Source organism: Seohaeicola nanhaiensis, from assembly GCF_042654245.1.
GTDB lineage: Bacteria > Pseudomonadota > Alphaproteobacteria > Rhodobacterales > Rhodobacteraceae > Seohaeicola_A > Seohaeicola_A nanhaiensis.
This window is the reverse complement of sequence record NZ_JBHSGI010000002.1, coordinates 290,986-313,843: the sequence shown is the minus strand read 5'-3', so window position 1 is coordinate 313,843 and position 22,858 is coordinate 290,986. Positions and strand designations below refer to the sequence as shown.

General features: G+C 63.6%; 23 protein-coding genes. 8 read left to right on the top strand and 15 right to left on the bottom strand.

Going from position 1 to position 22,858, the window contains the following annotated elements:
* Window positions 1–75: 75 nt before the first annotated feature.
* Together dacB and ACFO5X_RS01705 are read right to left on the bottom strand one after the other, a co-directional pair.
* Window positions 76–1,584, bottom strand: coding sequence for a D-alanyl-D-alanine carboxypeptidase/D-alanyl-D-alanine endopeptidase (dacB, locus tag ACFO5X_RS01710; RefSeq protein WP_380715283.1), 1,509 nt, complete (start codon window positions 1,582–1,584; stop codon window positions 76–78).
* Window positions 1,585–1,640: 56 nt separating this feature from the next.
* On the bottom strand, window positions 1,641–2,255 hold the full coding sequence (locus tag ACFO5X_RS01705) for a nicotinate-nucleotide adenylyltransferase (RefSeq protein ID WP_380715281.1): 615 nt from the start codon (window positions 2,253–2,255) through the stop codon (window positions 1,641–1,643).
* A 143-nt stretch (window positions 2,256–2,398) separates the two neighbouring features.
* On the opposite strand from ACFO5X_RS01705, the gene ACFO5X_RS01700 reads away from it, so the two are divergent.
* The 5 genes from ACFO5X_RS01700 to ACFO5X_RS01680 all read left to right on the top strand — a co-directional run bounded on the left by ACFO5X_RS01700 (window position 2,399) and on the right by ACFO5X_RS01680 (window position 6,868).
* Window positions 2,399–3,163, top strand: coding sequence for a hypothetical protein (locus ACFO5X_RS01700; protein ID WP_380715279.1), 765 nt, complete (start codon window positions 2,399–2,401; stop codon window positions 3,161–3,163).
* Window positions 3,164–3,232: 69 nt separating this feature from the next.
* Complete coding sequence (ettA, locus tag ACFO5X_RS01695) at window positions 3,233–4,888, top strand: energy-dependent translational throttle protein EttA (RefSeq protein WP_380715277.1); 1,656 nt, start codon at window positions 3,233–3,235, stop codon at window positions 4,886–4,888.
* A 5-nt stretch (window positions 4,889–4,893) separates the two neighbouring features.
* Window positions 4,894–5,457: a hypothetical protein gene (locus tag ACFO5X_RS01690; RefSeq protein ID WP_380715276.1), complete on the top strand. Its 564-nt coding sequence runs from the start codon at window positions 4,894–4,896 to the stop codon at window positions 5,455–5,457.
* Window positions 5,458–5,964: 507 nt separating this feature from the next.
* On the top strand, window positions 5,965–6,117 hold the full coding sequence (locus ACFO5X_RS01685) for a DUF3309 family protein (protein ID WP_380715275.1): 153 nt from the start codon (window positions 5,965–5,967) through the stop codon (window positions 6,115–6,117).
* Between the two features lie 313 nt (window positions 6,118–6,430).
* Window positions 6,431–6,868: a hypothetical protein gene (locus tag ACFO5X_RS01680; RefSeq protein ID WP_380715273.1), complete on the top strand. Its 438-nt coding sequence runs from the start codon at window positions 6,431–6,433 to the stop codon at window positions 6,866–6,868.
* A gap of 154 nt (window positions 6,869–7,022) precedes the next feature.
* Here the strand turns inward: ACFO5X_RS01680 and ACFO5X_RS01675 are convergent, their stop codons facing one another.
* The 3 genes from ACFO5X_RS01675 to ACFO5X_RS01665 all read right to left on the bottom strand — a co-directional run bounded on the left by ACFO5X_RS01675 (window position 7,023) and on the right by ACFO5X_RS01665 (window position 8,286).
* On the bottom strand, window positions 7,023–7,226 hold the full coding sequence (locus tag ACFO5X_RS01675) for a YgaP family membrane protein (RefSeq protein ID WP_380715272.1): 204 nt from the start codon (window positions 7,224–7,226) through the stop codon (window positions 7,023–7,025).
* A gap of 116 nt (window positions 7,227–7,342) precedes the next feature.
* Window positions 7,343–7,780: a thioredoxin family protein gene (locus ACFO5X_RS01670; protein WP_380715271.1), complete on the bottom strand. Its 438-nt coding sequence runs from the start codon at window positions 7,778–7,780 to the stop codon at window positions 7,343–7,345.
* Between the two features lie 71 nt (window positions 7,781–7,851).
* Window positions 7,852–8,286 (bottom strand): DUF1489 family protein, encoded by a 435-nt coding sequence (locus ACFO5X_RS01665; protein WP_380715270.1) that lies wholly within the window; start codon window positions 8,284–8,286, stop codon window positions 7,852–7,854.
* A 133-nt stretch (window positions 8,287–8,419) separates the two neighbouring features.
* Here ACFO5X_RS01665 and ACFO5X_RS01660 point away from each other — a divergent pair, with 133 nt between their 5' ends.
* Together ACFO5X_RS01660 and ACFO5X_RS01655 are read left to right on the top strand one after the other, a co-directional pair.
* Window positions 8,420–10,915: an adenosylcobalamin-dependent ribonucleoside-diphosphate reductase gene (locus ACFO5X_RS01660; protein ID WP_380715269.1), complete on the top strand. Its 2,496-nt coding sequence runs from the start codon at window positions 8,420–8,422 to the stop codon at window positions 10,913–10,915.
* A gap of 102 nt (window positions 10,916–11,017) precedes the next feature.
* Window positions 11,018–11,254 carry a YdcH family protein gene (locus ACFO5X_RS01655; protein WP_380715268.1) on the top strand — a complete coding sequence of 79 codons (237 nt, stop codon included), beginning with the start codon at window positions 11,018–11,020 and terminating at the stop codon, window positions 11,252–11,254.
* A gap of 18 nt (window positions 11,255–11,272) precedes the next feature.
* Here ACFO5X_RS01655 and ACFO5X_RS01650 read toward each other — a convergent pair whose 3' ends face one another.
* The 9 genes from ACFO5X_RS01650 to ACFO5X_RS01610 form a co-directional block, all read right to left on the bottom strand.
* Window positions 11,273–12,760, bottom strand: a complete 1,488-nt coding sequence (locus ACFO5X_RS01650) for a tripartite tricarboxylate transporter permease (protein WP_380715266.1) — start codon at window positions 12,758–12,760, stop codon at window positions 11,273–11,275.
* 1 nt (window position 12,761) lies between these two features.
* Entirely contained in the window at window positions 12,762–13,235 is a 474-nt protein-coding gene (locus tag ACFO5X_RS01645) for a tripartite tricarboxylate transporter TctB family protein (protein ID WP_380715264.1), read from the bottom strand.
* 72 nt (window positions 13,236–13,307) lie between these two features.
* Window positions 13,308–14,297 (bottom strand): tripartite tricarboxylate transporter substrate binding protein, encoded by a 990-nt coding sequence (locus tag ACFO5X_RS01640; RefSeq protein WP_380715263.1) that lies wholly within the window; start codon window positions 14,295–14,297, stop codon window positions 13,308–13,310.
* 444 nt (window positions 14,298–14,741) lie between these two features.
* On the bottom strand, window positions 14,742–16,385 hold the full coding sequence (locus ACFO5X_RS01635; RefSeq protein ID WP_380715261.1) for a class I adenylate-forming enzyme family protein: 1,644 nt from the start codon (window positions 16,383–16,385) through the stop codon (window positions 14,742–14,744).
* Window positions 16,382–17,182: an enoyl-CoA hydratase/isomerase family protein gene (locus tag ACFO5X_RS01630; protein ID WP_380715259.1), complete on the bottom strand. Its 801-nt coding sequence runs from the start codon at window positions 17,180–17,182 to the stop codon at window positions 16,382–16,384. The genes ACFO5X_RS01635 and ACFO5X_RS01630 overlap by 4 nt, the downstream gene beginning before the upstream one ends.
* Window positions 17,183–17,196: 14 nt before the next feature.
* Entirely contained in the window at window positions 17,197–17,991 is a 795-nt protein-coding gene (locus ACFO5X_RS01625) for an ABC transporter permease (protein WP_380715257.1), read from the bottom strand.
* Window positions 17,991–18,815 carry an ABC transporter permease gene (locus ACFO5X_RS01620; RefSeq protein ID WP_380715255.1) on the bottom strand — a complete coding sequence of 275 codons (825 nt, stop codon included), beginning with the start codon at window positions 18,813–18,815 and terminating at the stop codon, window positions 17,991–17,993. The genes ACFO5X_RS01625 and ACFO5X_RS01620 overlap by 1 nt, the downstream gene beginning before the upstream one ends.
* 60 nt (window positions 18,816–18,875) lie before the next feature.
* A complete protein-coding gene (locus tag ACFO5X_RS01615; RefSeq protein WP_380715253.1) occupies window positions 18,876–19,931 on the bottom strand; it encodes an ABC transporter substrate-binding protein in 1,056 nt (351 codons plus the stop codon).
* Window positions 19,932–19,945: 14 nt separating this feature from the next.
* A complete protein-coding gene (locus ACFO5X_RS01610) occupies window positions 19,946–21,022 on the bottom strand; it encodes an ABC transporter ATP-binding protein (protein WP_380715251.1) in 1,077 nt (358 codons plus the stop codon).
* A 124-nt stretch (window positions 21,023–21,146) separates the two neighbouring features.
* Here ACFO5X_RS01610 and ACFO5X_RS01605 point away from each other — a divergent pair, with 124 nt between their 5' ends.
* Window positions 21,147–21,857 carry a TetR/AcrR family transcriptional regulator gene (locus ACFO5X_RS01605; RefSeq protein ID WP_380715249.1) on the top strand — a complete coding sequence of 237 codons (711 nt, stop codon included), beginning with the start codon at window positions 21,147–21,149 and terminating at the stop codon, window positions 21,855–21,857.
* A gap of 20 nt (window positions 21,858–21,877) precedes the next feature.
* Here ACFO5X_RS01605 and ACFO5X_RS01600 read toward each other — a convergent pair whose 3' ends face one another.
* Entirely contained in the window at window positions 21,878–22,834 is a 957-nt protein-coding gene (locus tag ACFO5X_RS01600) for a pirin family protein (RefSeq protein WP_380715247.1), read from the bottom strand.
* Window positions 22,835–22,858 lie beyond the last annotated feature (24 nt).

Below are 22,858 nucleotides of genomic sequence, written 5' to 3'. Positions count from 1 at the left end.
CTCTGCCCCCGCCGCCCGTTCCGGGCGGCCCCCCCGGGATATTTCAGGCAAGAGGAAAAGCAGGCGCGCGCCGCGTCAGGAGCCGTAGAGCGCGCCCCAGCGGGCGATCAGTTTCTGCTGGAACATCTTGGCGCGCCCGTTCCAGTGGCGCGTGGCGCTCGAGCCTTCGCGTTCGGCGTCGCTCATCTTCTGGCGGGCGCGGGTGTCGGCCGAGAAGATGACGAAGGCCAGTTCGGTGCCATCCGCTGCGGTCATGAAGCCACCCAGGCCCGAAACGTAGTTCAGTGTGCCGGTCTTCGCATCGACGCTGACCTCGGGTTTCTTCATTACGCGCCCCTTGGGATCGCGCACCGGGATCGGCTTCAGCAGCGGTCGCAGCGCGCCGCTTTTCTGCGCCTGCACCAGTGCCCCCAGCAGATCGGCGGCGCACATGCGCGAATCGTCCGACAGGCCGGAATGGTCCTGCATCGCGGTGTTCTGCATCCCGAAGCGTTGCGCGCCCCAGCGCGTCATCGCCTCGGCCGAGGCGCGAAGCGATTGCGGCGGGCGCCCCTCTCGGGCGGCGGTGGCGGTCATCCCGACCATCTCTGCAGTCAGGTTGTTCGACCACTTCAGCATGTCCCGCAGGATCTCCGCCAGCGGCGGGCTGGTCTTTTCGGCCAGCACCGTGCCGCCGGGCAGGTTCCGCGTGGTCTTCGGTGCGGGCAGGACCAGACCATAGGCGCGGGCCAGGGTGCGGAAGACGTCACCGGCGTAATCGGCGGGCTTGCGCACCGGCAGCCAGCGGCCGCCGTCCTTTCCAAGCGCGCCGGCCGAGACCGTCCAGCTGTCCTTGCCGCCGCGGTCGCTGTAGGTATAGACCGGTATGCCCCGGTCGACGAGCCGCATCTCGGCCATCGCCACCTCGGGCCGATAGCGCTGCGTGCGCGCGTCCATCGCCACCGCATAGTCCTTGCCGGCGCGCTTCCATTCGAAATAGACCCGGTTGTAATTCAGCGCGATGCCCGAGATGGCGGGGCTGTAGCCCAGCTGTTCGGGCTGCTCCGGGTCGATGCTGAAGGCATAGGGCAGGGCGCCGTCCCAGACCAGGAAGCTGCCGCGCACCTCGCGCAGGCCCATGTCCTTGAGCTGCTTGGCCAGATCGGCCAGGTCGTCGGTCGACAGCGTCGGATCGCCGCCGCCGGCCAGGATCAGATCGCCTTTCAGCACACCGTTTTGCACCGGCGCCGTGGCCAGCAGCCGGGTCCTGAAGCGATAGGCGGACCCCAGCGCATCGAGCGCATAAAGCGTCGTCAGCACCTTGGCCACGCTTGCTGGCGGCTGGCCCGCATCCGCGTTCACCGCTTCAAGCGTCGCCCCCGTCCTTAGATTGGCGACCGCCCAGGCGGTGGCGCCGGTCAGGCCCGATGCGTCAAGCAGCGACTCGGGACGTTCGGGCAGGCGGGCGCGGGGGCCGCTCTGGGCGGTTGTCGGGCGCGGAACGGGACGGAGCGAGCGGGCCGGGGCATCGGCCAGCGCCGCAGGGGCCGCGGCGGCGGCGCCGAGCAGACCGAGGACGACTCGTCGGGTGGGCAGCTGTTGCATGGGCACAATTAACCGCAGCTTTCCGGCGGCGGCAAGTCACCGCGCTGCCCGGGAACTCAGGTCGGCCGAGCCGGGTCCCATTCGCCGCGCGCGCGGATTTCGCTCGAGCTCACGTCGGTCATCGGAACGTTGACGAAACACCAGGCGGGCGCTGGGGCATGGCCCAGCAGATGGCTGTCGCCACTCTTCAGCCGGTAGGGCGCATAGAGCCGCGCCGCCGGCGACATCCGCGCCGAGATGCGGTCGCCCGGGCGCGCCAGCACACCCACCGGCACCGTCTCGAAGATCGTCCGCCAGTGGTGCCAGCGGTGGATCTGGGCGAGGTTGTCGGCGCCCATCAGCCAGACGAAGTCGACCCCCGGATAAAGCGCCCTGAGCCGCAGGATTGTCTCGGCGGTGATCCTCGTGCCCAGCCGCGCCTCGATATCGGTCACCTTGACCCGCGGATGCTGCATCAGGGCCCGCGCCGCCGCCATCCGCCGCTCCAGCGGGGCCGGACCGTGCGCCTTCAACGGGTTGCCGGGCGAGACCAGCCACCAGACCTGATCCAGCCCGAAGCGGGCCAGGGCCTGCCGGGTGATGTGCACATGGCCCGGATGCGGCGGATCGAACGACCCGCCGAACAGTCCGATGGCCTGCCCGGCTCTGGCAAATGGATGGCTGACTGGCACGTATCCCCCCGTCTGACAGGGACTTTTCCGGTGCGGCGGGCCGGTTTGTCAATCGCCACCAGACAGTTGGCAGAGGTTTTGACCTGCCCGCGGCTGCCGGATAGGGTGCGCTCGATCAACGATGCCACACAATGGAGACCGACATGGACACCGATCCGGCCGCGCAGGCCCTCGCCGACAGCGCCAGCGCCGAGCTGATCGCCAGCCTGCAGGCCGAGGCCGCCGACCTGGACGGCCCCGCGCCGGACGCAGTGGCCGCCCATGCGGGAGATCTCTTCGCCAGGTATTTCGCCGTGAGCCAGCAGCGCCGCGAGCCGCCCCAGCAGGCGGTCGCCAAGATCGCCAAGCTCGTCGCGCGACAGACCCGCAAGGCCCTCGGCTTCGAAGCGCCTGCCGCCCCCGCGCCGGCACCCCAATCCGAACCAACGGGCTCCGTCACCGGCAAGACGGCGGGCATCGAGCGCAAGCTGATGAACGTGCTGAACGCCGTCTCCGCCCATTTCGGCCAGCCCATCGAGATCGTTTCGGGCCTGCGCAACCGGAACCAGCAGCTGAGCGAGATGTTCGCCAACTGGCAGAGCCACCTGCGCAACGGCCGCGACAACGCCTGGCTCGCCGCCAACGAGAAGCTGCGGCTCGAGCTTGAAGATCTGAAGCAGGCCAAGGACCGCAGGGGCTTTATCGAACTGTTGGGCAAGAAGGCGGATATCGACAAGCTCAGCCGCCACATGACCGGGGACGAAGTCGATCTCGCGCCCAACACCGATCCCGAGATGGTCGCGGCGCTGGCCACCTGCCTCAACCACCGACAGGGCCGCAACTCCGAGGGCAAGCGCGTCCACCACTTCGACAACACCCGCGTGGTCTGGCCGATCCCGGAAAGCACCCGCGCCCGCTGGAAGAGCTGACGTTGCAGGCCGGCCCATGATCCACTAGATACGCGCCAACCTTCACTCATCCGCGCGGGACCGATCATCATGGCAGCCTATCAATACGTCTATCACATGCAGGGGGTCTCCAAGGCCTATCCCGGCGGGAAGAAGTGCTTCGAGAACATCCACCTGAGCTTCCTGCCTGGCGTGAAGATCGGCGTCGTCGGCGTCAACGGTTCGGGCAAATCGACCCTGATGAAGATCATGGCCGGCCTCGACACCGATTTTCAGGGCGAGGCGTGGGCCGCCGAGGGCGTCAAGGTCGGCTATCTTCCGCAGGAACCCCAGCTCGATGAAACGCTGACCGTGCGCGAGAACGTCATGCTGGGCGTGGCGCCGAAGAAGGCGATCCTCGACCGCTACAATGAACTCGCCATGAACTACTCGGACGAAACCGCCGACGAGATGGCGCAGCTGCAGGACAAGATCGACGCCGAGAACCTCTGGGATCTCGACAGCCAGATCGACGTCTCGCTCGAGGCGCTGCGCTGCCCGCCCGACGACGCCATGCCCGCCAACCTCTCGGGCGGCGAACGCCGCCGCGTCGCGCTCTGCAAGCTGCTGCTCGAAGCGCCCGACATGCTGCTGCTCGACGAACCGACCAACCACCTGGACGCCGAGACCATCGCCTGGCTGCAACAGCACCTGATGGCCTACAAGGGCACCATCCTGATCGTTACCCACGACCGCTATTTCCTCGACGACATCACCAGCTGGATTCTCGAACTCGACCGCGGCCGCGGCATCCCCTACGAGGGCAACTATTCCGCCTGGGTCGAACAGAAGGCGAAGCGCCTGCTGCAGGAGGCGCGCGAGGACAAGTCGCGCCAGAAGACCCTGGAACGCGAACTGGAATGGATGCGCCAGGGCGCCAAGGCGCGCCAGGCCAAGTCCAAGGCGCGGATCAACGCCTATAACGAACTTGCCGACCAGTCCGAGCGCGAGAAACTCTCGCGCGCCCAGATCGTCATCCCCAACGGCCAGCGCCTCGGCGGCAAGGTGATCGAGGTCGAGGGCCTGAAAAAGCACATGGGCGACAAGCTTCTGATCGAGGATCTGTCCTTCGCGCTGCCACCGGGCGGCATCGTCGGCGTCATCGGACCCAACGGTGCCGGCAAGTCCACCCTGTTCAAGATGCTCACCGGGCACGAGAAACCCGACGCTGGAACCATCGAGATCGGCGACACCGTGCAGCTCTCCTATGTCGACCAGTCGCGCGACGATCTGAAGCCGGACGACAACGTCTGGCAGGCGATCTCCGGCGGCGCCGAGCTGATCCAGCTGGGCGATGCCGAGGTCAACAGCCGCGCCTATTGCTCGTCCTTCAACTTCAAGGGCAGCGACCAGCAGAAGAAGGTCGGCCTCCTCTCCGGCGGCGAACGCAACCGCGTCCACATGGCCCGCCTCCTGAAAGAGGGCGGCAACGTCCTGCTGCTTGACGAACCCACCAACGACCTCGACGTCGAAACCCTCCGCGCCCTCGAAGACGCCCTGGTCGATTTCGCCGGCTGCGCCGTGGTCATCAGCCACGACCGCTTCTTCCTCGACCGCATCTGCACCCACATACTCGCCTTCGAGGGCGAGGCCCATGTGGAGTGGTTCGAAGGCAACTTCGAGGATTACGAAGAGGACAAGAAGCGCCGCCTGGGAGCGGACGCGCTGGAGCCGAAGCGGGTGAAGTTCAAGAAGTTCGTGAGATAGGGCCGATGATGTCGGACGGGCAACAAATTCGTCATGATTTTGCTGCCTGGGCCGCCAGCACTGCCGCCAGATCGAGCAAGTTGGCACGCTTCAATGTGTCTGCCGGCCGGACAGCAATCGCTTCCGACTCACGGCTGAGCCAGATAGCCTGTGGGCTTGAACATTTGCCCGAACCCGGCGATTTCGATGAATGGCATCGAAGCATCTGCGAGACCGTTCAGAAAAATCTGACTGGGCTGGCAGGTACACCTTACCAATTTGGTGTCTCCGCCAAGCTGGTGAATGTCTACCTCAAGGCGTTGCTCATCAGCGAGTTCGGCGACGACCGACCTGACGGGAACCTCGCCCTTCGCGTAGCCGCGGTCCATCCCCCAATAGATCGCAGCCTGCTTGGGGCTTTGGAGCGAGAAGACTTTGGTGATTTCAAATCCGAGTGGCACACTTATAAAATGAGGAGTTGGTCCACCTTTTCCTTCGAGGATTATTCCGAAGTGATCCGTCTGATACGAGTGGCTACAGGTGGAGTCCTCTGGAAGATCGAAAAGCATTGGCCAGGCCAACAGTTGTAGGGCGGGGTTTTACCCCGCCGCCAACCGGAGCGGCGGGGCAAGCCTCGCCCTACGCGGCCCACCGGCCTTCCCGGATATCGCGGTGAATGGACGAATACGGCCAGTCGTCCGGCGGCTTCACCAAACCGAGTTTCACCGGGCTGAGCAAACAAAATCGCAAGTGCGCCTGGAAATCCCCCGCATCACGGATGTGATGCTCCCAGAACCGCTTCTGCCATATCCCCACTTCCCCCTTGCGTAGGGCGGGGTTCACTCCGCCGCCCGGTCCGAACGGATCGACCTCCGGCGCGCACCCCGCGCAAGTTGCAAAAACTCGATGATTTCCGTCGCCCCGGCCAGCGAACTCTGCGTGAATAGGGGCTTTGCGCAGGACAACCGGATCATGCCTGTCTCAGAGACTCTGATGGCCGTCATGCCGTCACATACAAATCGGTTCCCGATTGGGAACCTCACGGGCTGATCGCGCGTTTGTCATTCGAACAGCAACATTCCTCGGGAACCGCAGCCATGTATACCATTCTCATCATCATCCTGATCATTGCCCTGATCGGTGCCCTGCCGACCTGGGGTTATTCCCGCGGCTGGGGCTATGTGCCCTCCGGCGGCCTTGGGCTGGTGCTGGTTATCCTGATCATCCTGGTGCTGATGGGCCGGATCTGACGACAAACCCGGCTCCGCAACCCCCCGTGGCGCGCGGAGCCGGGGCGCCCTAGTCGTGATCCGGAAAAGGTCACTCTCATTTAACTACATTAAATCAATAACTTGACCCCCCGTCCTAGCTGGGACACTGAAAATCCCCACTTCAAGGTCCCCGGGCATCACTTTGACTGGTCCGGCGGCTTTCCGCAGAGCCGTAACCCGGTTTCCGGCAATCCGCCGCCCGTCACACCGACCCTGGCAACCGCCTCCAACTTCAGCCGTTGTTACTCCACGGACGCCATGAGGCGCCCGGTGTGAAACTGGAGTAACCAACATGAAACGGACCATTCTTACCGCCGTCGCTCTTGCAGCAACCCTTGGCACCGCCTCCTACGCGGAAACGATGAAGCCGAACGCCGCCGCTCAAGGCAGCGCGGCCGTCGCCACCCACGGCAGCCTGATGTCTGAGCTGAAGAACGGCAAGAGCGACAGCGCCAACTGGGCCAGCGAAATCTCGGGCCTCGGTAGCGCTCCGATGGTCGATATCGTGAAACTGAGCGAGCTGAAAGGTGAAGGTGCCGAGAACTCCGCCGCGCTGGACACTGCACTGACCGACACAAAGGCCGACGCTGAGGCAGCGCGTGTCGCCATCGAAGCAAACCCGGAACTGAGCGGCGCCCTGCAGGCCGAAAGCTTCACGCCCGACGACGTCGTCATGGTTCAGGTTGAGGGATCCAACAAGGTGACCCTGGTGGTAGACGACCGTTCGTGACCGCCGTCTGACCGATTTTTGCGGGCGGGCCTGTTCTTTCAGGCCCGCCCTTGATATGTCCCGATTACGCGTCACAGATCGCGCGATAAGAGATCAGCGGTTTCCGCACGCCAATCGCAACCGCTCCCCCCCACCGGCCAGCGCGATAGGGCGCTTACTGAAACGCGCAGCCCGTCTTCACGCCAAGCTTGCGGAAGACGGTTGCAGCTGGGCAGAACCCGGTGAAGGACGATTGAAGCAGGTTCAATCCGATGAACACGGTGAACCAGACGAACAGTGGCGACACCCATACCGTCAGCGCAACGCTGAGCAGGACCATCACGCCCGCAAACCTGAGGACTGCAGTATCAACCGTCATGAAATCTCTCCCGACTTGAAGCGGCCGGCCAATCCTGCCCGCCTGTCTTCTAGATAGGGATAAGCAATAAATATGCAAGTATTGGAATGTGTGGTGGCCTGCGTCATTTCGACCAGTCAGGCCACACCGCTGCCTTTCAGCCAGTCAACGATCCCCGCTGCCGGCATCGCGCCGGCCTGCCGCGCCGTCTCGCGTCCACCCTTGAAAGTGGCCAGAAGCGGGATACCGCGAATGCCATAACGACTGCCGGCCTGCGGATGCGCCTCGGTGTCCAGTTTGACGAACCGCGCGCGCCCCTTCAGGGCTGATGCGGCCTTGGCAAATTCGGGGGCCATCATCCGGCACGGCCCGCACCAGGCAGCCCAGAAGTCCACAACCAGTGGCACCTCGTCGCGTGCCTGCGCCTTTTGCAGCCAGGCCAGCGAAACTTCCTTCGGCTTGTCCCACATCAGCGGCGCCCCGCAGGTGCCGCAGCGCGGGTTTGCGCCAAGTTTCTCGATTGGTAATCGGTTGCCTTGTTCGCAATCCGGGCACGTCAGTTTCACCGCAGTCATGGCAGCCTCATCACATTCCAATAGCAAGATATATAGGGCGGTAGCCGGCTCCTGCAATCCTGCTGAACCGGCTAAAGGACGCCAATTTCCGCAAGCGCGCGGTTCAGATCTTCCGGCAGCGCTTCTTCGTGCGCGCGGCGTCTGGGAAGATCGGGCGGAGCGTCGGCAGGCGAGAGATAGCGCCACCCCTGGAACGGCCGCTTCTGGGCGGTCTGCGTCAGGATCAGCTCGGGATCGATAACGATCGCACAGCGCCTGATACCATCGTCACCGGTCACCTCGTCCAGCCGGACGATCCTCTGTCGCGCCTGAACCAGTCCTTTGATGACCCAATAGATGGAACCGCCATTCAGGACCTCCGCCTCGCGCTTGGGCCACATGCGGGTCACGTGCCGGTTCAGGCCGTCCCGGTAAACGCTACGGCGGCGCATCTCCTGCCAGGCGGCCAGGTCCTCGACGCTGTCGGTGCCAACCGAGAGCTTGATCAGATGTACGAACTTATCCACAGAGTCGTCCCCAGTCCCGGCCTATATGGTATGCCTTTTACCTGCAGCTTCAAGGGATTGTAGCTATCTGGACGGGCGGCCGGTGATCGGGTAAGCTGGCGCTTCCGCGCCCCGAAGTCAGACAGGCTGATCCATGACCCGCTTCGCCGCTCCCATCGCAGAACAAATCTGGGACATGAAATACCGCTTCAAGCAGGCGGATGGCACGCCGATCGATGGCAGTGTCGAGGACACCTGGCGGCGAATCGCGCGCGACGTGGCGCGGGTCGAGACTGATCCGCAGGCCTGGGAAGACCGATTCTATACCGCGCTGGAGGACTTCAAGTTTCTTCCCGCCGGCCGCATCACCGCCGGGGCCGGAACAGCCCGGCAGGTGACACTGTTCAACTGCTTCGTCATGGGAACCATCCCCGACAGCATGGGCGGCATCTTCGAGATGCTGAAAGAGGCTGCGCTGACGATGCAGCAGGGCGGCGGCATCGGCTATGACTTCTCGACCATTCGCCCGAAGGGCGCAGCGGTATCGGGCGTGGCTGCGGATGCCTCGGGCCCCCTGTCCTTCATGGATGTCTGGGACGCCATGTGCCGCACCATCATGTCCGCCGGATCGCGCCGGGGGGCCATGATGGCGACCATGCGCTGCGATCACCCGGATATCGAGGCGTTCATCACAGCCAAGTCCGATGCCGCCCGTCTGCGCATGTTCAACCTCTCGGTGCTGGTGACCGATGCTTTCATGGCGGCAGTCAAAGCCGACGGTCCATGGGAATTGGTGTTCGACGGCAAGGTCTACCGCACCTTGCAGGCACGGGACCTGTGGAACCGGATCATGCGGGCGACCTACGATTACGCCGAGCCGGGTGTGATCTTCATCGACCGTATCAACGCGGCCAACAACCTGAATTACGTTGAGACCATCGCCGCCACCAATCCCTGCGGCGAACAGCCCCTGCCGCCCTATGGCGCCTGCCTTCTGGGGTCGATCAACCTGGCCCGGCTGGTCTCTGATCCCTTCGGGTCTGAGGCTGCGCTGGACGAGGGGGCGCTGACCGATCTGGTCGCCACTGCGGTGCGGATGATGGACAACGTGGTGGACGTCTCGAAATTCCCGCTGCCCCAGCAACTGGCCGAGGCGCAGGCCAAGCGGCGGATCGGCCTTGGCGTCACGGGGCTCGCGGACGCCTTGCTGATGACCGGTCTGCGCTATGGGTCGGACGAGGCAGCCGCACAGACGGAGCGCTGGCTGAAGGCCATCGCACGGGCGGCCTATCTCGCCTCGGCGGCGCTGGCACAGGAAAAGGGCGCCTTTCCGCTGTTCGATCCGGAGAAGTTCCTCGCCTCGGGCAACATGCGCAACATGGACGAAGACGTGCGCGACGCGATCCGCAAACACGGTATCCGCAACGCGCTGCTGACCTCGATCGCCCCGACTGGGACGATCTCGCTTTATGCCGGGAACGTCTCCAGCGGGATCGAACCGGTGTTCGCCTATGCCTACACCCGCAAGGTGCAGCAAAAGGACGGCACACGGACCGAGGAAGAGGTGGTCGACTACGCCGTCCAGATGTGGCGCGAGCTGAAGGGCGACGCGGAGCTGCCCGACCACTTCGTCAACGCCCAGACGCTGGCGCCCACGGACCACGTCAAAATGCAGGCGGCGGCGCAGAAATGGGTGGATTCGTCGATTTCCAAGACGATCAACTGCGCCGAGGATATCTCATTCGAGGACTTCAAGGACGTCTACATGCTGGCCTGGGATACGGGGTGCAAGGGATGCACGACCTATCGGCCGAACGAGGTGACGGGGAGTGTATTGAGTGTGGCGGAGGAGAAGAGACCTCAGGCAGAATCTCTGATCGAGAAGCTAAAGCGGCTGATGCAGACTAAGGGCACCAATGCTGCCGAACTTGCTCGCGCGGCAGGTCTGAACGCGACGGCAATCTACGATATACTTAAAGGCAGGTCGGAAAGCCCCAAGGTTTCGACGCTCGATAAGATCGCCAAAGCTATGGAAGTGCCCTTGGCGGAGCTTCTTGATCCCAACCCCGCCCCCGAAGTCATCACCACCTCCCCCGCTGAACCCCTCACCCCACACGGCGACGTCATCTACATGTCCGACCCGCTTGACCGCCCGCAGGCGCTGGAAGGGCAGACCTACAAGGTGAAATGGCCCGACAGCGAACACGCGCTTTACATCACCATCAACGACATCGTGCTTGCCGGCCACCGCCGCCCCTTCGAAGTCTTCATCAACTCCAAGAACATGGAGCATTTTGCCTGGACCGTGGCGCTGACCCGAATGATCTCCGCCGTGTTCCGCCGCGGCGGCGACGTGAGTTTTGTGGTGGAGGAACTGAAGGCCGTCTTCGACCCCCGCGGCGGGGCCTGGATGAACGGCAAATACATCCCCTCGATCCTCGCTGCCATCGGCGGCGTCATCGAGCGTCACATGATCGACATAGGCTTCATCGCCGGCGAGGGAATGGGCCTGAAAACCGACCCCCAGGCGAAGGTCGTGAACCTGGATGCTCCCCGCGGCAAGGCCTGCCCGTCCTGCGGCCAATACGAAATGCGCATGGTCGAAGGCTGCATGACCTGTGCCTCCTGCGGCCATTCCAAGTGCGGATGAGGTTGATCATACCCGACAAACGCCTTGCCACTTGATCCGCGTCAATGCCGGTCGTGGTAACAGGCGATAGCGAGGGGTGAATGTAACTTCAGGAGACACCAAATGTCGCAACACACCCCGCACGAACTGCACGAGGAATTCCCTGACAAGGCCGCGAAGATCCAGGAATTGAAAGCGTCAAATCCGCATTTCGCGCGCCTTGCCGACGAATATCACGAGGTCAACCGAGCCGTTCATCGTGCCGAGACCAACGTGGAGCCGATGGATCAGCTGGCCGAGACCGAGTTGCGCAAGAAGCGGGCGCATCTCAAGGACGAGATCGTTCGCATGTTCGACTGACTGCGCGCTGGCGGCGGATCACTCCGCCGCCATCCGCCGTCTTCGCCGGCTCCACAGCGGCGAGGTCCAGATCAGGATGCAGGCCAGGCCCAGACCGGCCGCGATAGGCCGCTCGAAAAAAGTGAGAAGATTGCCGTTGCCCTTGATCATCGAGGTCATGAAGGCATCCTCGAGCAGCGGCCCCAGCACCAGCCCCAGGATCGCGGGGGCGATGGGAAATCCGTGTTCCTCCATCAGATAGGCGATCAGCCCCAGCACCAGAAGAATACCGATCCCGAACACGGTATTGTTGATCGCAAACGTGCCGACCATGCAAAAGATCAGGATCACCGGCATCAGTACCATCCTGTGCATCCGCAGCAGTTGTTTTGACCCCTTGATCGCGGCAAAGCCCAGCGGCAGCAGCAGCAGGTTCGCCAGGAAGAAGGTGATGAAGATCGCGTAGATCAGCTCGGGCTGTTGCAGGAAGACGGTCGGTCCCGGGTTCATGCCTTTCAGATACAGAACTCCGATCACAATGGCGGTGATCGAGTCCCCGGGAATCCCGAAGACAAGAGCCGGCACCCAGGTGCCCCCCAGCGCGGCATTGTTCGAGGCTCCGGCATCGACCAGCCCCTCGATATGGCCAGTGCCGAATTTCTCGGGTTCCTTCGAAAAGCGCTTGCTGACCGCATAGGAGATCCAGGCCGCGATATCCGAACCGGCGCCCGGCAGCGCTCCGACCGCGGCGCCGATCACCGAGCCGCGCAGAAGGTTGCGCTTGTATTTCGCCAGCACGCCGCCAAGGCCACGGAACACGTTGCCGATCGGCATCTGCGGTACCACGGGTTGCGGCTTGGTTGCGGTCACGGCGCGCAGAACCTCGGCCAGGGCGAACATCCCGATCATCGCAGGGATGAAGCTGACGCCGCCCATCAGTTCGACCGACCCGAAAGTAAAGCGCGCCTGGCCCGACATCGGGTCGAGGCCGATCGTGGCGATCAGCAGACCCAGCAACAGCGAGATCGAGCCTTTTACCGGATCCGACCCGGAAATGAAGGCGGCGCAGGTCAGTCCCAGGCAGGCCAGCCAGAAATATTCGTAGGACGAGAAGTTCTTCGCCACCTGCGCCAGCATCGGTGCAGTGAACATCAGCACGGCCGATCCGAACAGCCCGCCAATGACCGCGGCGGCAAGACCGGTGCCGAGGGCCAGTTCGGCCTTGCCCTTGCGGGTGAGTGCGAAGGCTTCGTCGGTGTAGGCCGCCGAGGCGGGCGTGCCGGGAATGCGCAACAGCGCGCCGGGCAGGTCGCCCGCGAAAATCGCCATGGCCGTTGCGGTCACGATGGCGGCCAGTGCCGGCACCGGGTCCATGAAGAAGGTGACGGGCACCAGCAAGGCCGTTGCCATGGTGGCGGATAGCCCCGGAACTGCGCCCATGAACAGACCGAACATTCCTGACAGAATGATGACCATCAGGACATAGGGATCGAAGACCAGGGGCAGGGCGGTCAGGAAGGTTTCCATCTTACCAGGCCACCGGCTGCAAAATGCCCCAGGGCAGGGGTACGCGCAGGACTTCGCCGAAGAAGGCCTGCATGCCGATCACGCAGATCACCGAGACAACAATCGCCTGAACCCAGTGGGCCGGGCCGCGGAGCCAGAGCAACAGGATCATCAGCGAAGCGAAGCCGGCAATGGGAAAGCCCAGCCAGTCGGAGGCGAGGATGTAGAACACCAGAACCGCCACCACGACGAGAAAGTTCGACACGTGGTGGGGCGAGCTGACCCAGTCGAAAGGCACCGCCCAGGGCCCGCCCGCTCGTATCCCGCGCACCACAAGCAAAAGGCCGAGCCCGGCCATGAAACTGGCGATCGTGCGCGGAAAGAAGGATGCACCGTAGTTCTGCCCGGGCATCTGGCGAAAATCCTTCGTGAACCAGAAAACCGCGCCTGCAAGCAACAGAAATACGGCGCCCGAAATCGCGTCGTTGACCTTCACGGAATTGCCTCCCCCTGGAGTCCATGCAGTGTCAAACGCCCCGGAAAGTTTCCTTTCCGGGGCGTTCGTGCGTCAGTTGGCGGTGAGACCGGCGGCCTTCATGACCTTGCCGAAATCCTCGTCCGCCTTCTGCATGTAAGCGGCAGCCTCGGGGCCCGGGCGCCAGACCATGCCGAGGCCGCGCCCGGTCATGAACTCTTTGAACTCGTCCGAGTTATAGGCCTTTTCCAAGGCCGGGATCAGCTTGGCGGTCACCTCGTCCGGCAGTCCGGCCGGGCCGGCGATCATCCGCCAGGCACCCACGGTCCAGTCGGATCCGGTGGCTTCCTTCAGGGTCGGAACGTCCGGGAAGATACCGAGCCGTTCGGCGCCCATCGTGGCCAGCGGACGCACCTCGCCCGCTTCGATCAGCGCGCGCCCTTCCGGCAGCGAGGAGGTGACGTAATCGACGCCGCCGGCCACCATATCCTGCAGGGCCGGGGCCGCGCCTTGCGACGGAACCCAGGGCGACTTGTTGGGATCGACGCCCTCGGACAGCAGCCAGCCGGCCGCGCCGAGATGCCAAATTCCGCCCTGGCCAGTGCCCGAGCCCTTGAAGGTCGACGGCTCGCCGGTCTTGATCGCTTCCAGCAGTTCGGCGGCTGTCTTATAGGGCGAATCCGCCCTCACCATCACACCGCCCGGATCGAGGTTGACTTGCGCCAGGACGGTGAAGTTTTCATAGGTGAGATCGGTCAGACCCGCCCAGTGCATCATCGCGATCTCGACCGTGGGAATCCCGATGGTGTATCCGTCCGGCGTTGCCGTTGCGATGGCGCTGTGTCCCACCACGCCCGAACCGCCGGTGCGGTTCACAACGTTGACGGGCTGGCCCAGATCCTTCTCCAGCAGCGAGGCGATCATCCGTCCGACGGCATCGGTGCCGCCGCCTGCGCCCCATGGCACAATGAAGGTAATCGGCCGGTCGGGGTAATCCGCCGCCATGACGGGTGCAGCCAGTCCAAGGGCTCCGGTCGCCGCAAGGGCCAGGCCCAGCGTCTTCAGGGTTTTGCGTCTGTTCATCGGTTCTCCTCCCTAGATTTCCGAGTCACGGTCGGTCAATTTTGCTCCGCCCTCCAAGGCGATGCATATGCGCATTTTGCGGATTCTGTCCTCCCGTTAACATATTCATGGGCGATCCTGCCGCATGGAGCAATGTTTTCTTGCGAGCGCTACCATAAAGCGCGTGGTGGCTTCCCCTTCCGTGCGGCGGTCGTGCCCGGCAAAGGGGATTAATCGGTATGCAAGATCATTGTAGAGTTCGTGCCGTTGCTGCGCATTGCGATCCTCCCTGTCCCGCTGAACGCGTGGTTCAACCCGAGGGCGTCAATCCCGCTGAAAGGGCAAAGGAAACCGAACGACAGCTCGGCGAATTCGCCAATTGCGCAATTCCAGCGAATGAAACAAAAAAAATTGCGGGAGCCTCGGGAGGCTCCCGCTCCATCTGATCGGGTTGTCGTCGCCTTTTCAGCCCGGCAGCCACGTGCCGCTTTCGCGGTCCCAGCTCCCTGCGCGAAGATCAGGTTTGGCGGCTACAAGGTCCGGTTTGCGGATCTTGTTGGACGGCGTCCGGGGGAATTCGCTCACATATTCGATAAACCGCGGCTGCTTGAACTTGGCCAGCCGGGACTCGCAATGCGCGAGAATTGCCTCGGGCGGAATGTCTTCTGGACGCACACCCTCTTCCGGCAGGATGTAGGCCTTCACTTCCTGCCCGCGCCGTGGATCGGGCACGCCCACTGCCGCGACCTCCCAGACGCCGTCCATCGCCCGCAGGGCGGCCTCGACCTCCTGTGCGGCGATGTTCTCGCCCGAACGCCGGATCATGTCCTTGATCCGTCCGACGATGCGCAGATACCCTTCTTCATCCTGTACGAAGAGGTCGCCGGTGCGAAACCACTTGCCCCGGAAGGAGGCGGCATTGGCCTCGGGACGCTTGTAATAGCCCCACAGGATGCCCCGGCCAGCCACGCAAAGTTCGCCAACGGTACCGCGCGGGAGTTCGTTGCCGTCCTCGTCGGCGATCATGCATTCGCGGAACGCCGCCGGAAGACCCGTAGTCACCTGCAGGGCTCTTTCCTTATCCGAAGAGGGCACCAGCGTCCCGCCGCCGATCTCCGTCATGCCGAAACTTTCACGCGCCAGAAGACCGAACCGCCGCTGGACCTCTTCCCGCGCCTCTGCGCGCCATCCGAAAATCGAGACGTATTTGAGGTGCACGTCCCGATCCATCGGCCCCTCGGTCCAGGCTTCCAGCCCCGGCTCGGGGAAGATGCAATAGTGGATCTCCTCGTCTTTGAGATAGCCGTAAAATTTCGAAAGGCTCATGCGCGGCGCGATCTTCGCGGTGCCGCCCAGCGCCATTGCCATCAGGAATTGCCACTGGGGGTCCATATAGAAGAATGGTGCCCAGATCAGAACATTCTTCACATCTCCGGTTGCGCCTCGCCAGCGCGCGGCATTCGATCCGATCAGAATCCAATAGTCGTGCGGCAGCATGCATCCCTTCGGGAACCCTGTTGTGCCTGAGGTATATTGGAGGTTCAGCAAGTCGTTGCGGCCGACCGGCGATGGTGCCACGAAATCTGGCGCGCCGTGGTCTAGCATCGCCAGGAAATCGCCCGCACCCTCGCGAGAGCCGCCGTGAACGATCAAGGCGGCCGGGCGGTCCCTGAGCAAGGGGGGCACCTGCTCCATCCGGTCCAACGTCTCGAGAAAGGCGGCGTCGATCACCACGAACTGCGCATCCGAATCGCCCAGGACGAAGGTCAGCTCCTCCTGCGTATAGCCTGTGTTGACGGGCACCATGACCGCGCCAATCCGTCCCAGCGCCACCCAGGTCAGCGCGAAGGCGGGAACATTCGGCAGCATCACCGCCACATGCGTGCCCTTGCGGATGCCATAGTTCAGGAAGGACGACGCCAGCCGCTTGGTCGCCTCTGCGAACTGGCGGTAGCTCAACTCGAGCCCTCCGTCGAGATAGCGTGCCAGCACCCGCTCGCCATGGAGCGACGCCGCGCGGTCGACAAAGTCGCCAATCGACTCGGGGTATTCTGCCGCTTCGGCCTCGGCCCGCATCCGGGCCATCTCGGCAACGCCAGGGCTGGTCATTCGGCGCGCTCCGGATTGGCCAGAGGGGTGCCCCCATGTTCGCCCCGCGCTGCGAAGGTGGCGCGCTGCAGGCGATAGAGATGGCCCGACAGATTCACCGCCTCGGCGCGGGGCAGTTCCATCGCCTTTTTGGTCACTTCCATCTCGACCCGCACCGACAGCGGCGGGTGGCGCGCGATCAGTTCTGCGATCTCGCGCGCCCGTGCCATCAGCGCCTCGGGTTCGACGATCTCGTTGTAGAGCGCGTATTTCAGGGCGTCTTCGGCAGGCAGGCGTTCGCCGGTCAGAAGCATCCACATCGCGACAGTCGGCGGGACGTGGCGCGCGAGCTGGGTCGAACCGCCGGCGCCAGCCATGCCATAGGCGATCTCGGGCAGCGACAGGAAGGACCGGGGGGTGCCGATCCGGATATCGGTCAGGTTCATCATGTAGATAAATCCCATGCCCGCCGCCGGGCCGTTGATCGCGCCGACGATGGGCTTGTACCGCTCGATCTGGCGGATGTCCCGCTCCCAGCCGGGGCGCAGGTGATCATCAGCGTCGGTCGAGGGATAGAAATGCGCTGTCAGCGCGTCGGCATGGCTCTGGACACCGTTCGGATTCTTGATGTCGTCGCCGCCGCAGAAGGCGCGCTCTCCCGCTCCGGTCAGGATGCCCACATGCACCGAACGATCCGCGACGAAGTCCTTCATCACGTCATACATTTCCCGGTGCATTTCCGGTGTGAAGGCGTTCACCTTGCCGTTGTCGATGGTGATGGTCGCGATGGCGCCATCCTTTTCATAGCGGATCCCCATGCGGTCCCTCCGTGTCAGTTGCCAAGCCGCCGGGAAGCCCGGCGGCGGAGAAGTTCGGCCCCGCCCAGTGCGACGGCGGTGACCACGATCAGGATTGCCGAGACGGCGGCGACCGTCGGCGAAATGTCGAGCCGCAGATCGGCCCAGATGCGCATCGGCAGGGTCTCGGACCCTTTCATCAGGAATTGCGCAATGATCAGTTCGTCAAAGCTGACAAAAAAGGCGAAGATCCAGGCCGCGACGACTGCGGGCAGCAGGCTCGGGAAGGTCGCCGCCATGAAGGCGCGGAACGGTCCGGCGCCCAGGACCCGGGCCGCCCGCTCGAAGGTCGGATCGATCTGGCGCAGCGCAGCGCCGGTCATCAACACAACGAACGGCTGGGCCACGGCGGCATGGGCAAAGGACAATGCAATCTCGCTGTCGGTCAGCCCGAGCCGGATCGCCGAGATGAACACGCCGAGCGCCACGAAGATGTGCGGGATCAGGATGGGCAGCGTCGCCGCCAGGGTCATCGGTCCGCGGAGCCGCTCGGAACTGCGGTCGATGCCCAGGGCGGCAAGCAGACCGGCGATGGTCGCGATGCTGGCGGCGGCCAATGCCACCCTCAGGGACACGAGTGTGGCCGAGACCCAGACAGGATTGTTGAAATACTCGCGGAACCAGCGCAGCCCAGGATCCTCGGGCGGAAACCGCAGAAACTCGGACTGTCCGAAGGCGATCGGGATGACGATCACGACCGGGAACAGCAGGAAGGCGGCGCAAAGCCAGAAATAGGCGGTCAGCAGACGGGAGGGGCGAAGGCTTTCCATCAGACACCTCCCGACAGCAGGCGACGGAAGATCATTCGCCCAGCGCCGCGCAATACCGCGATCATCATAAGCGTCAGAACCAGCAACCCAAGACCAAGTGCGGCAGCGAAGGACCAGTTGAGCCGTTCGACCTGGAACTCGATCAGGTTGCCGATCATCGCCTGCTTGCGCCCGCCCAGCAGGCCGGGGGTGATGAAAAAGCCCATGGACAGCATGAAGGAGATGATAAACCCGGTCAGCGCGCCTTCGAAACTCAGCGGCAGAAACACGCGGACCAGCGCCTGTCGCGAGGTGGCCCCCAGCACACGCGCGGCCCGCAGCAGGTTGAGATCGATTTCCGTCATGGCCGATTGGCAGGCAATCACGAAGACCGGCAGCAGGATCTGCACCATCGCGACATAGACAGCGCCGGGGGTGAAGAGAAAACGCACGGGTTCCTCTGCGAGCCCCACCGCGGCAAGAAAGTTGTTCAGCAATCCATCACGGCCCAGCACGACCATCCAGGCATAGGTGCGGATCAGAATGGACATCCATAGGGGGATCAGAATCAGGAAGATCAGCGCCATCTGCCGGCGTCTCGGCTGTAGCGCGATGAAGAAGGCAATGGGATACCCGAAGATCGCACAGCAGGCCGCCACGATCAGCGAGACCTTCAGCGTTCGCAGCATCACATCCAGATATACGCCGCGCTGGAATAGCCGCGCGAAATGCTCGGTCGTGAAATCCGGGTCGAACATGCTTGCCCGCATGAGCTCCAGCGACGGCCCGAGCACGAAGGCAAGCAGCAAGAGCAGGGCAGGCACAAAGAGCCAGAAGCGGCGCATGGGGTCAGTTCCGTCCGAAGGGGCCGGGCGCGTAGTGCGTCCGGCCGAAGAGGCAGGGAATTATTGCAGCAGCCACTCGTCGAAGCGCTCGCGCACCGCGTCCAGACGCTCGGCCCAGAACCCTTCGTCGGCGACAAACTGCAGCTCGGCATTCGCGGGATAGGTCGGCATCGTCTTGGCCAGGTCCTCGGGAAGGCTGTCGAACAGACCCGGCGCGAAGTTCGGATAGGGCAGTTCCTTGATGTATGCCGCCTCGAGGTCCGGCCGCATCGTGCGAATGCGGATATAGTCCAGCGCGGCGTCATAGTTCGGAGCGTCGGTCGGGATGCCGACATGGCTGGTGTGCAGAACGCCGCCATTCCAGACGATCTCCACCGGAATGCCGCTTTCCTGCAGTTTGCCCACACGGCCGTTGTAGGTGGTCGAGTAGAAAACCTCACCGTCCGAAAGAAGCTGCACGGATTGTGCACCCGACTCCCACCAGACCACGATGTCGTCCTTGATCTCGTCAAGCTTGGCAAAGGCGCGGTCCATGCCCTCCTCGGTCGCCAGCACCTCATAGACCTGGTCCATCGGCACACCATCCGCGATCAGCGCGAACTCGAGGTTGTATTGCGGCATCTTGCGCAGCGAGCGCGGACCGGGGAAGGTCTCGGTGTCCCAGAAATCCGCCCAGCTTTCGATCTTCTTGCCTTCGGGGTTTTTGCCGAGGTTCTGCACGAGCACCGTGGAGTAGGTGGCCGAGACGACCCCGAATTCCTTCTTCGCGGCCTTCGGCAGCTTGTTCTCGGGGTCGAGCTTGGCATAGTCGATAGGAGCAAGCAGGCCCTTGGCGACGCCGACGGGATAGTCCGAGGCCGAGACCTCCATCACGTCGTAGAGCATCTTGCCGGCCTTGAGCATCGACTCGACCTCCAGCATCGTCTTGCCCTCGGCCACGACGAAGTTGGTGTCCCAGCCGGTTTCTTCCTTGAAGACCGGAATGAAGATCTTCTCGCCGATTTCCTTGACCACACCGCCCGATCCCGCGATGGTCAGCACCTTGTCCTGCGCGGCCACTGGGCCCGCAACGGCAAGCGCCAGCGCGGCGACAAGCCCTTTCTTCAGATAGTTCATCTTATCCTCCTTGTTTATCCGCCGGATGCATTCTGGCCGGCTGTCTTCCCTGTCTCCGGCACAACGGGCACGGAATCGTCCAGGTCGAACCCGAGCGTCACCTCGGCACCTCGTGAGAGCGCCGCGACCCCGGGCCCCCTGTGGGTCCGGAACGTAACGGTGCGCCCGCCGGCCAGCTGGGCTTCGTAGAGCGTATGGTCGCCCTGGAACACGACCTGGCTCAGGACTGCCCGAAAGGTGACATCGGCGCCGTCAGGCGCGACCGGGCGCAGCTTCTCAGGCCGCACCGACAGTTTGCCCTCGAGCACCGCTGCGGGCAGGGTGGCGGCCAGTTCCGGAAGATCGCACCCGTTGGGGGCCAGATCGAACAGATTGGTGGTGCCGATGAACTCGGCCACATACTGAGACTGCGGCGCGTCATAGATTTCTTGCGGCGTGCCGGTCTGGACGATGTAGCCATCGCGCATCACAGCGACGCGGTCTGAAAGCGTAAGCGCCTCGCCCTGATCGTGGGTCACGAAAATGATCGTGCAGCCTAGCGCTTGATGATACCTGCGAATTTCGAATTGCATCTGCTCCCGCAGTTTCAGGTCAAGTGCCGCCAGGGGTTCGTCCATCAACAGGACAGGCGGTTCAAAGACCACGGCCCGCGCGAAGGCGACCCGTTGGCGCTGCCCGCCCGAAAGCTCGTTTGGCATGCGACCGGCGAAGTCGGCGAGTTGTACCATCGCCAGGGCCTCTTCCACCCGGCGCGTGACCTCGGCCTTCGCCACCCGACGGAGGCGCAGCGGGAAGGCGACATTTTCGAAGACGCTGAGATGAGGAAACAGGGAATAGCTCTGGAAGACCATGCCGACGTTTCGCTTCTCGGGCGGCAGGGCGAGCACCGACTGTCCGGCGATCCTGACATCTCCGTTGGTGGCCGAGGCAAAGCCGGCCAGCAGGTTCAAGGCCGTTGTCTTGCCCGAGCCGGAGGGGCCCAGAAAGGTGACGAACTCACCCGGAGCGACTGTCAGATTGAATCGGTCCAGCGCGGTGACCGAGCCATAACGCTTTGTCAGGTCGATGAATTCAAGCAATGCACCGGCCATACCTCTAAGCGCCCCCAAGTTTATTGAACTTCGTGTCATTTATGACATTAATGTCATAAATACGGGTGTCAATCACCAAATCCAAGACGCTTGTGGATTCAGACCTGTTGCCGGATAAGGAATCATGTCCGAGGCACCCTACCTTCCAGACCTTCTCTTGCGCCGCGTCGAGGCGGCGGCCGGAAGGCCCAAGCGTGTCCGCACACGTCTGGCCTTGCTGGCGGCGGCGGCAGCAGAGATGGCGGAGGTCGGCTATGAGGCGATGACGGTCGAGGGCGTGGTGCGCCGTGCTGGTCTGGCACGGGGAACTTTCTATCTCTATTTCCGCAATCGCGGCGATGCCGCCATAGCTGTTCGTCGCGCCTTTGGTGCCACGCTGCGTATTCTGCGCCCGCGCGGTATGGGACGTCTTCCCCCGTGGAATGCGATCTGGCAGGTGAACAGGCTTTACGTTGCTTTCTACGCCCGCAACGCGCGTATCGCGGCTGGCGTGGAACTTCTGGCGCGGGAACGGCCGGAAATCCTGGCCAGTCGCGACCGCATCAACCAGCGCTGGGCGCAGGTCCTGTTGCGCGACCTTTTGCGCCGGCGTCCCAACATGGCCGCAGACGATCGTCGCCGCACACTCCTGAGCCTGCGCTATGTCATCATGATGGCCGACGAGGCACTGCGGCAAAGCTTTGCCGATCCGCCGGAAAAGCTGCGCACTCTGGTCGTGTCCGAAGACGAGGTGACCGACATCCTCACCCGGCTGTGGTATCGTGGAGTCTATGCGGAGGACCCGCCCGAGGCATATCACACCGTCCCGGAAAGTTACGGATCGATCACCGGGTAGCCCACGCAGCGCGGGTCGGTCTATTTCGGGCGGGAATGCTCCATCCCCGGGGGAATCGGAATGAATTCCTCGCTGTCACCCGGCGGCAGGTGGAACGGCCCCTTTTCCCAATCGGCGGCCATCCATGCCTCCTTGGCCTCCTCGATGCGCTCTTTCGACGATGCGACGAAGTTCCACCAGACATATCGCCGGCCGTTCATCGTAGCGCCGCCGAGTGCCATCAGGCGCGCGCCCTGCACGCCGGCGCGCACCGTGATGCGATCGCCTGGGCGGAATACCATCATTCGCCCTGCCTCGAAGGTATCTCCGGCCACCTCGATGGCGCCTTGGGTGACGTATATTCCTCGGTCCTCGTGGTTGTCGGGCAGCGGGAACACGGCGCCGGGGGCCAGCACCACGTCGAGATAGAAGGTTTCCGACTGCATGGTGACCGGACTAGTCTCGCCATAGGCCGTGCCCAGGATCAGCCGGGCATCCACCCCGGTGTCCTGAATGCGTGGCAGCGCCGCCTCCTTGTGATGCTCGAAATCCGGGGCCATGTCCTCGCGGTCTTCCGGCAGGGCGATCCAGGTCTGGATGCCGAACAGCTTCTGATGCGGCTTCGCTCTTGTTTCGGCGCTCGTCCTTTCGGAATGGGTCACGCCCCGCCCGGCGAGCATCCAGTTTACCTCGCCCGGATATATCATCTGGTGGGTGCCCAGGCTGTCGCGGTGTTCGAACTCGCCCTGATACAGATAGGTGACGGTCCCGAGCCCGATGTGCGGATGCGGCCGCACGTCGATGCCGCCGTCGGTCAGGAATTCGGCCGGGCCCATCTGGTCGAAAAAAATGAACGGCCCGACCATCTGGCGCTCGGGCGCGGGCAGCGCCCGGCGAACGTCGAAACCGCCGATGTCTCGCGCACGCGGGATGATCAGCGTCTCGATCGCCCCCGAGGTGCCGGGGCAATCGGGGGAGGGGGAAGGAATCCAACTCATGGACAGGCTCCTGGAATGCGACTG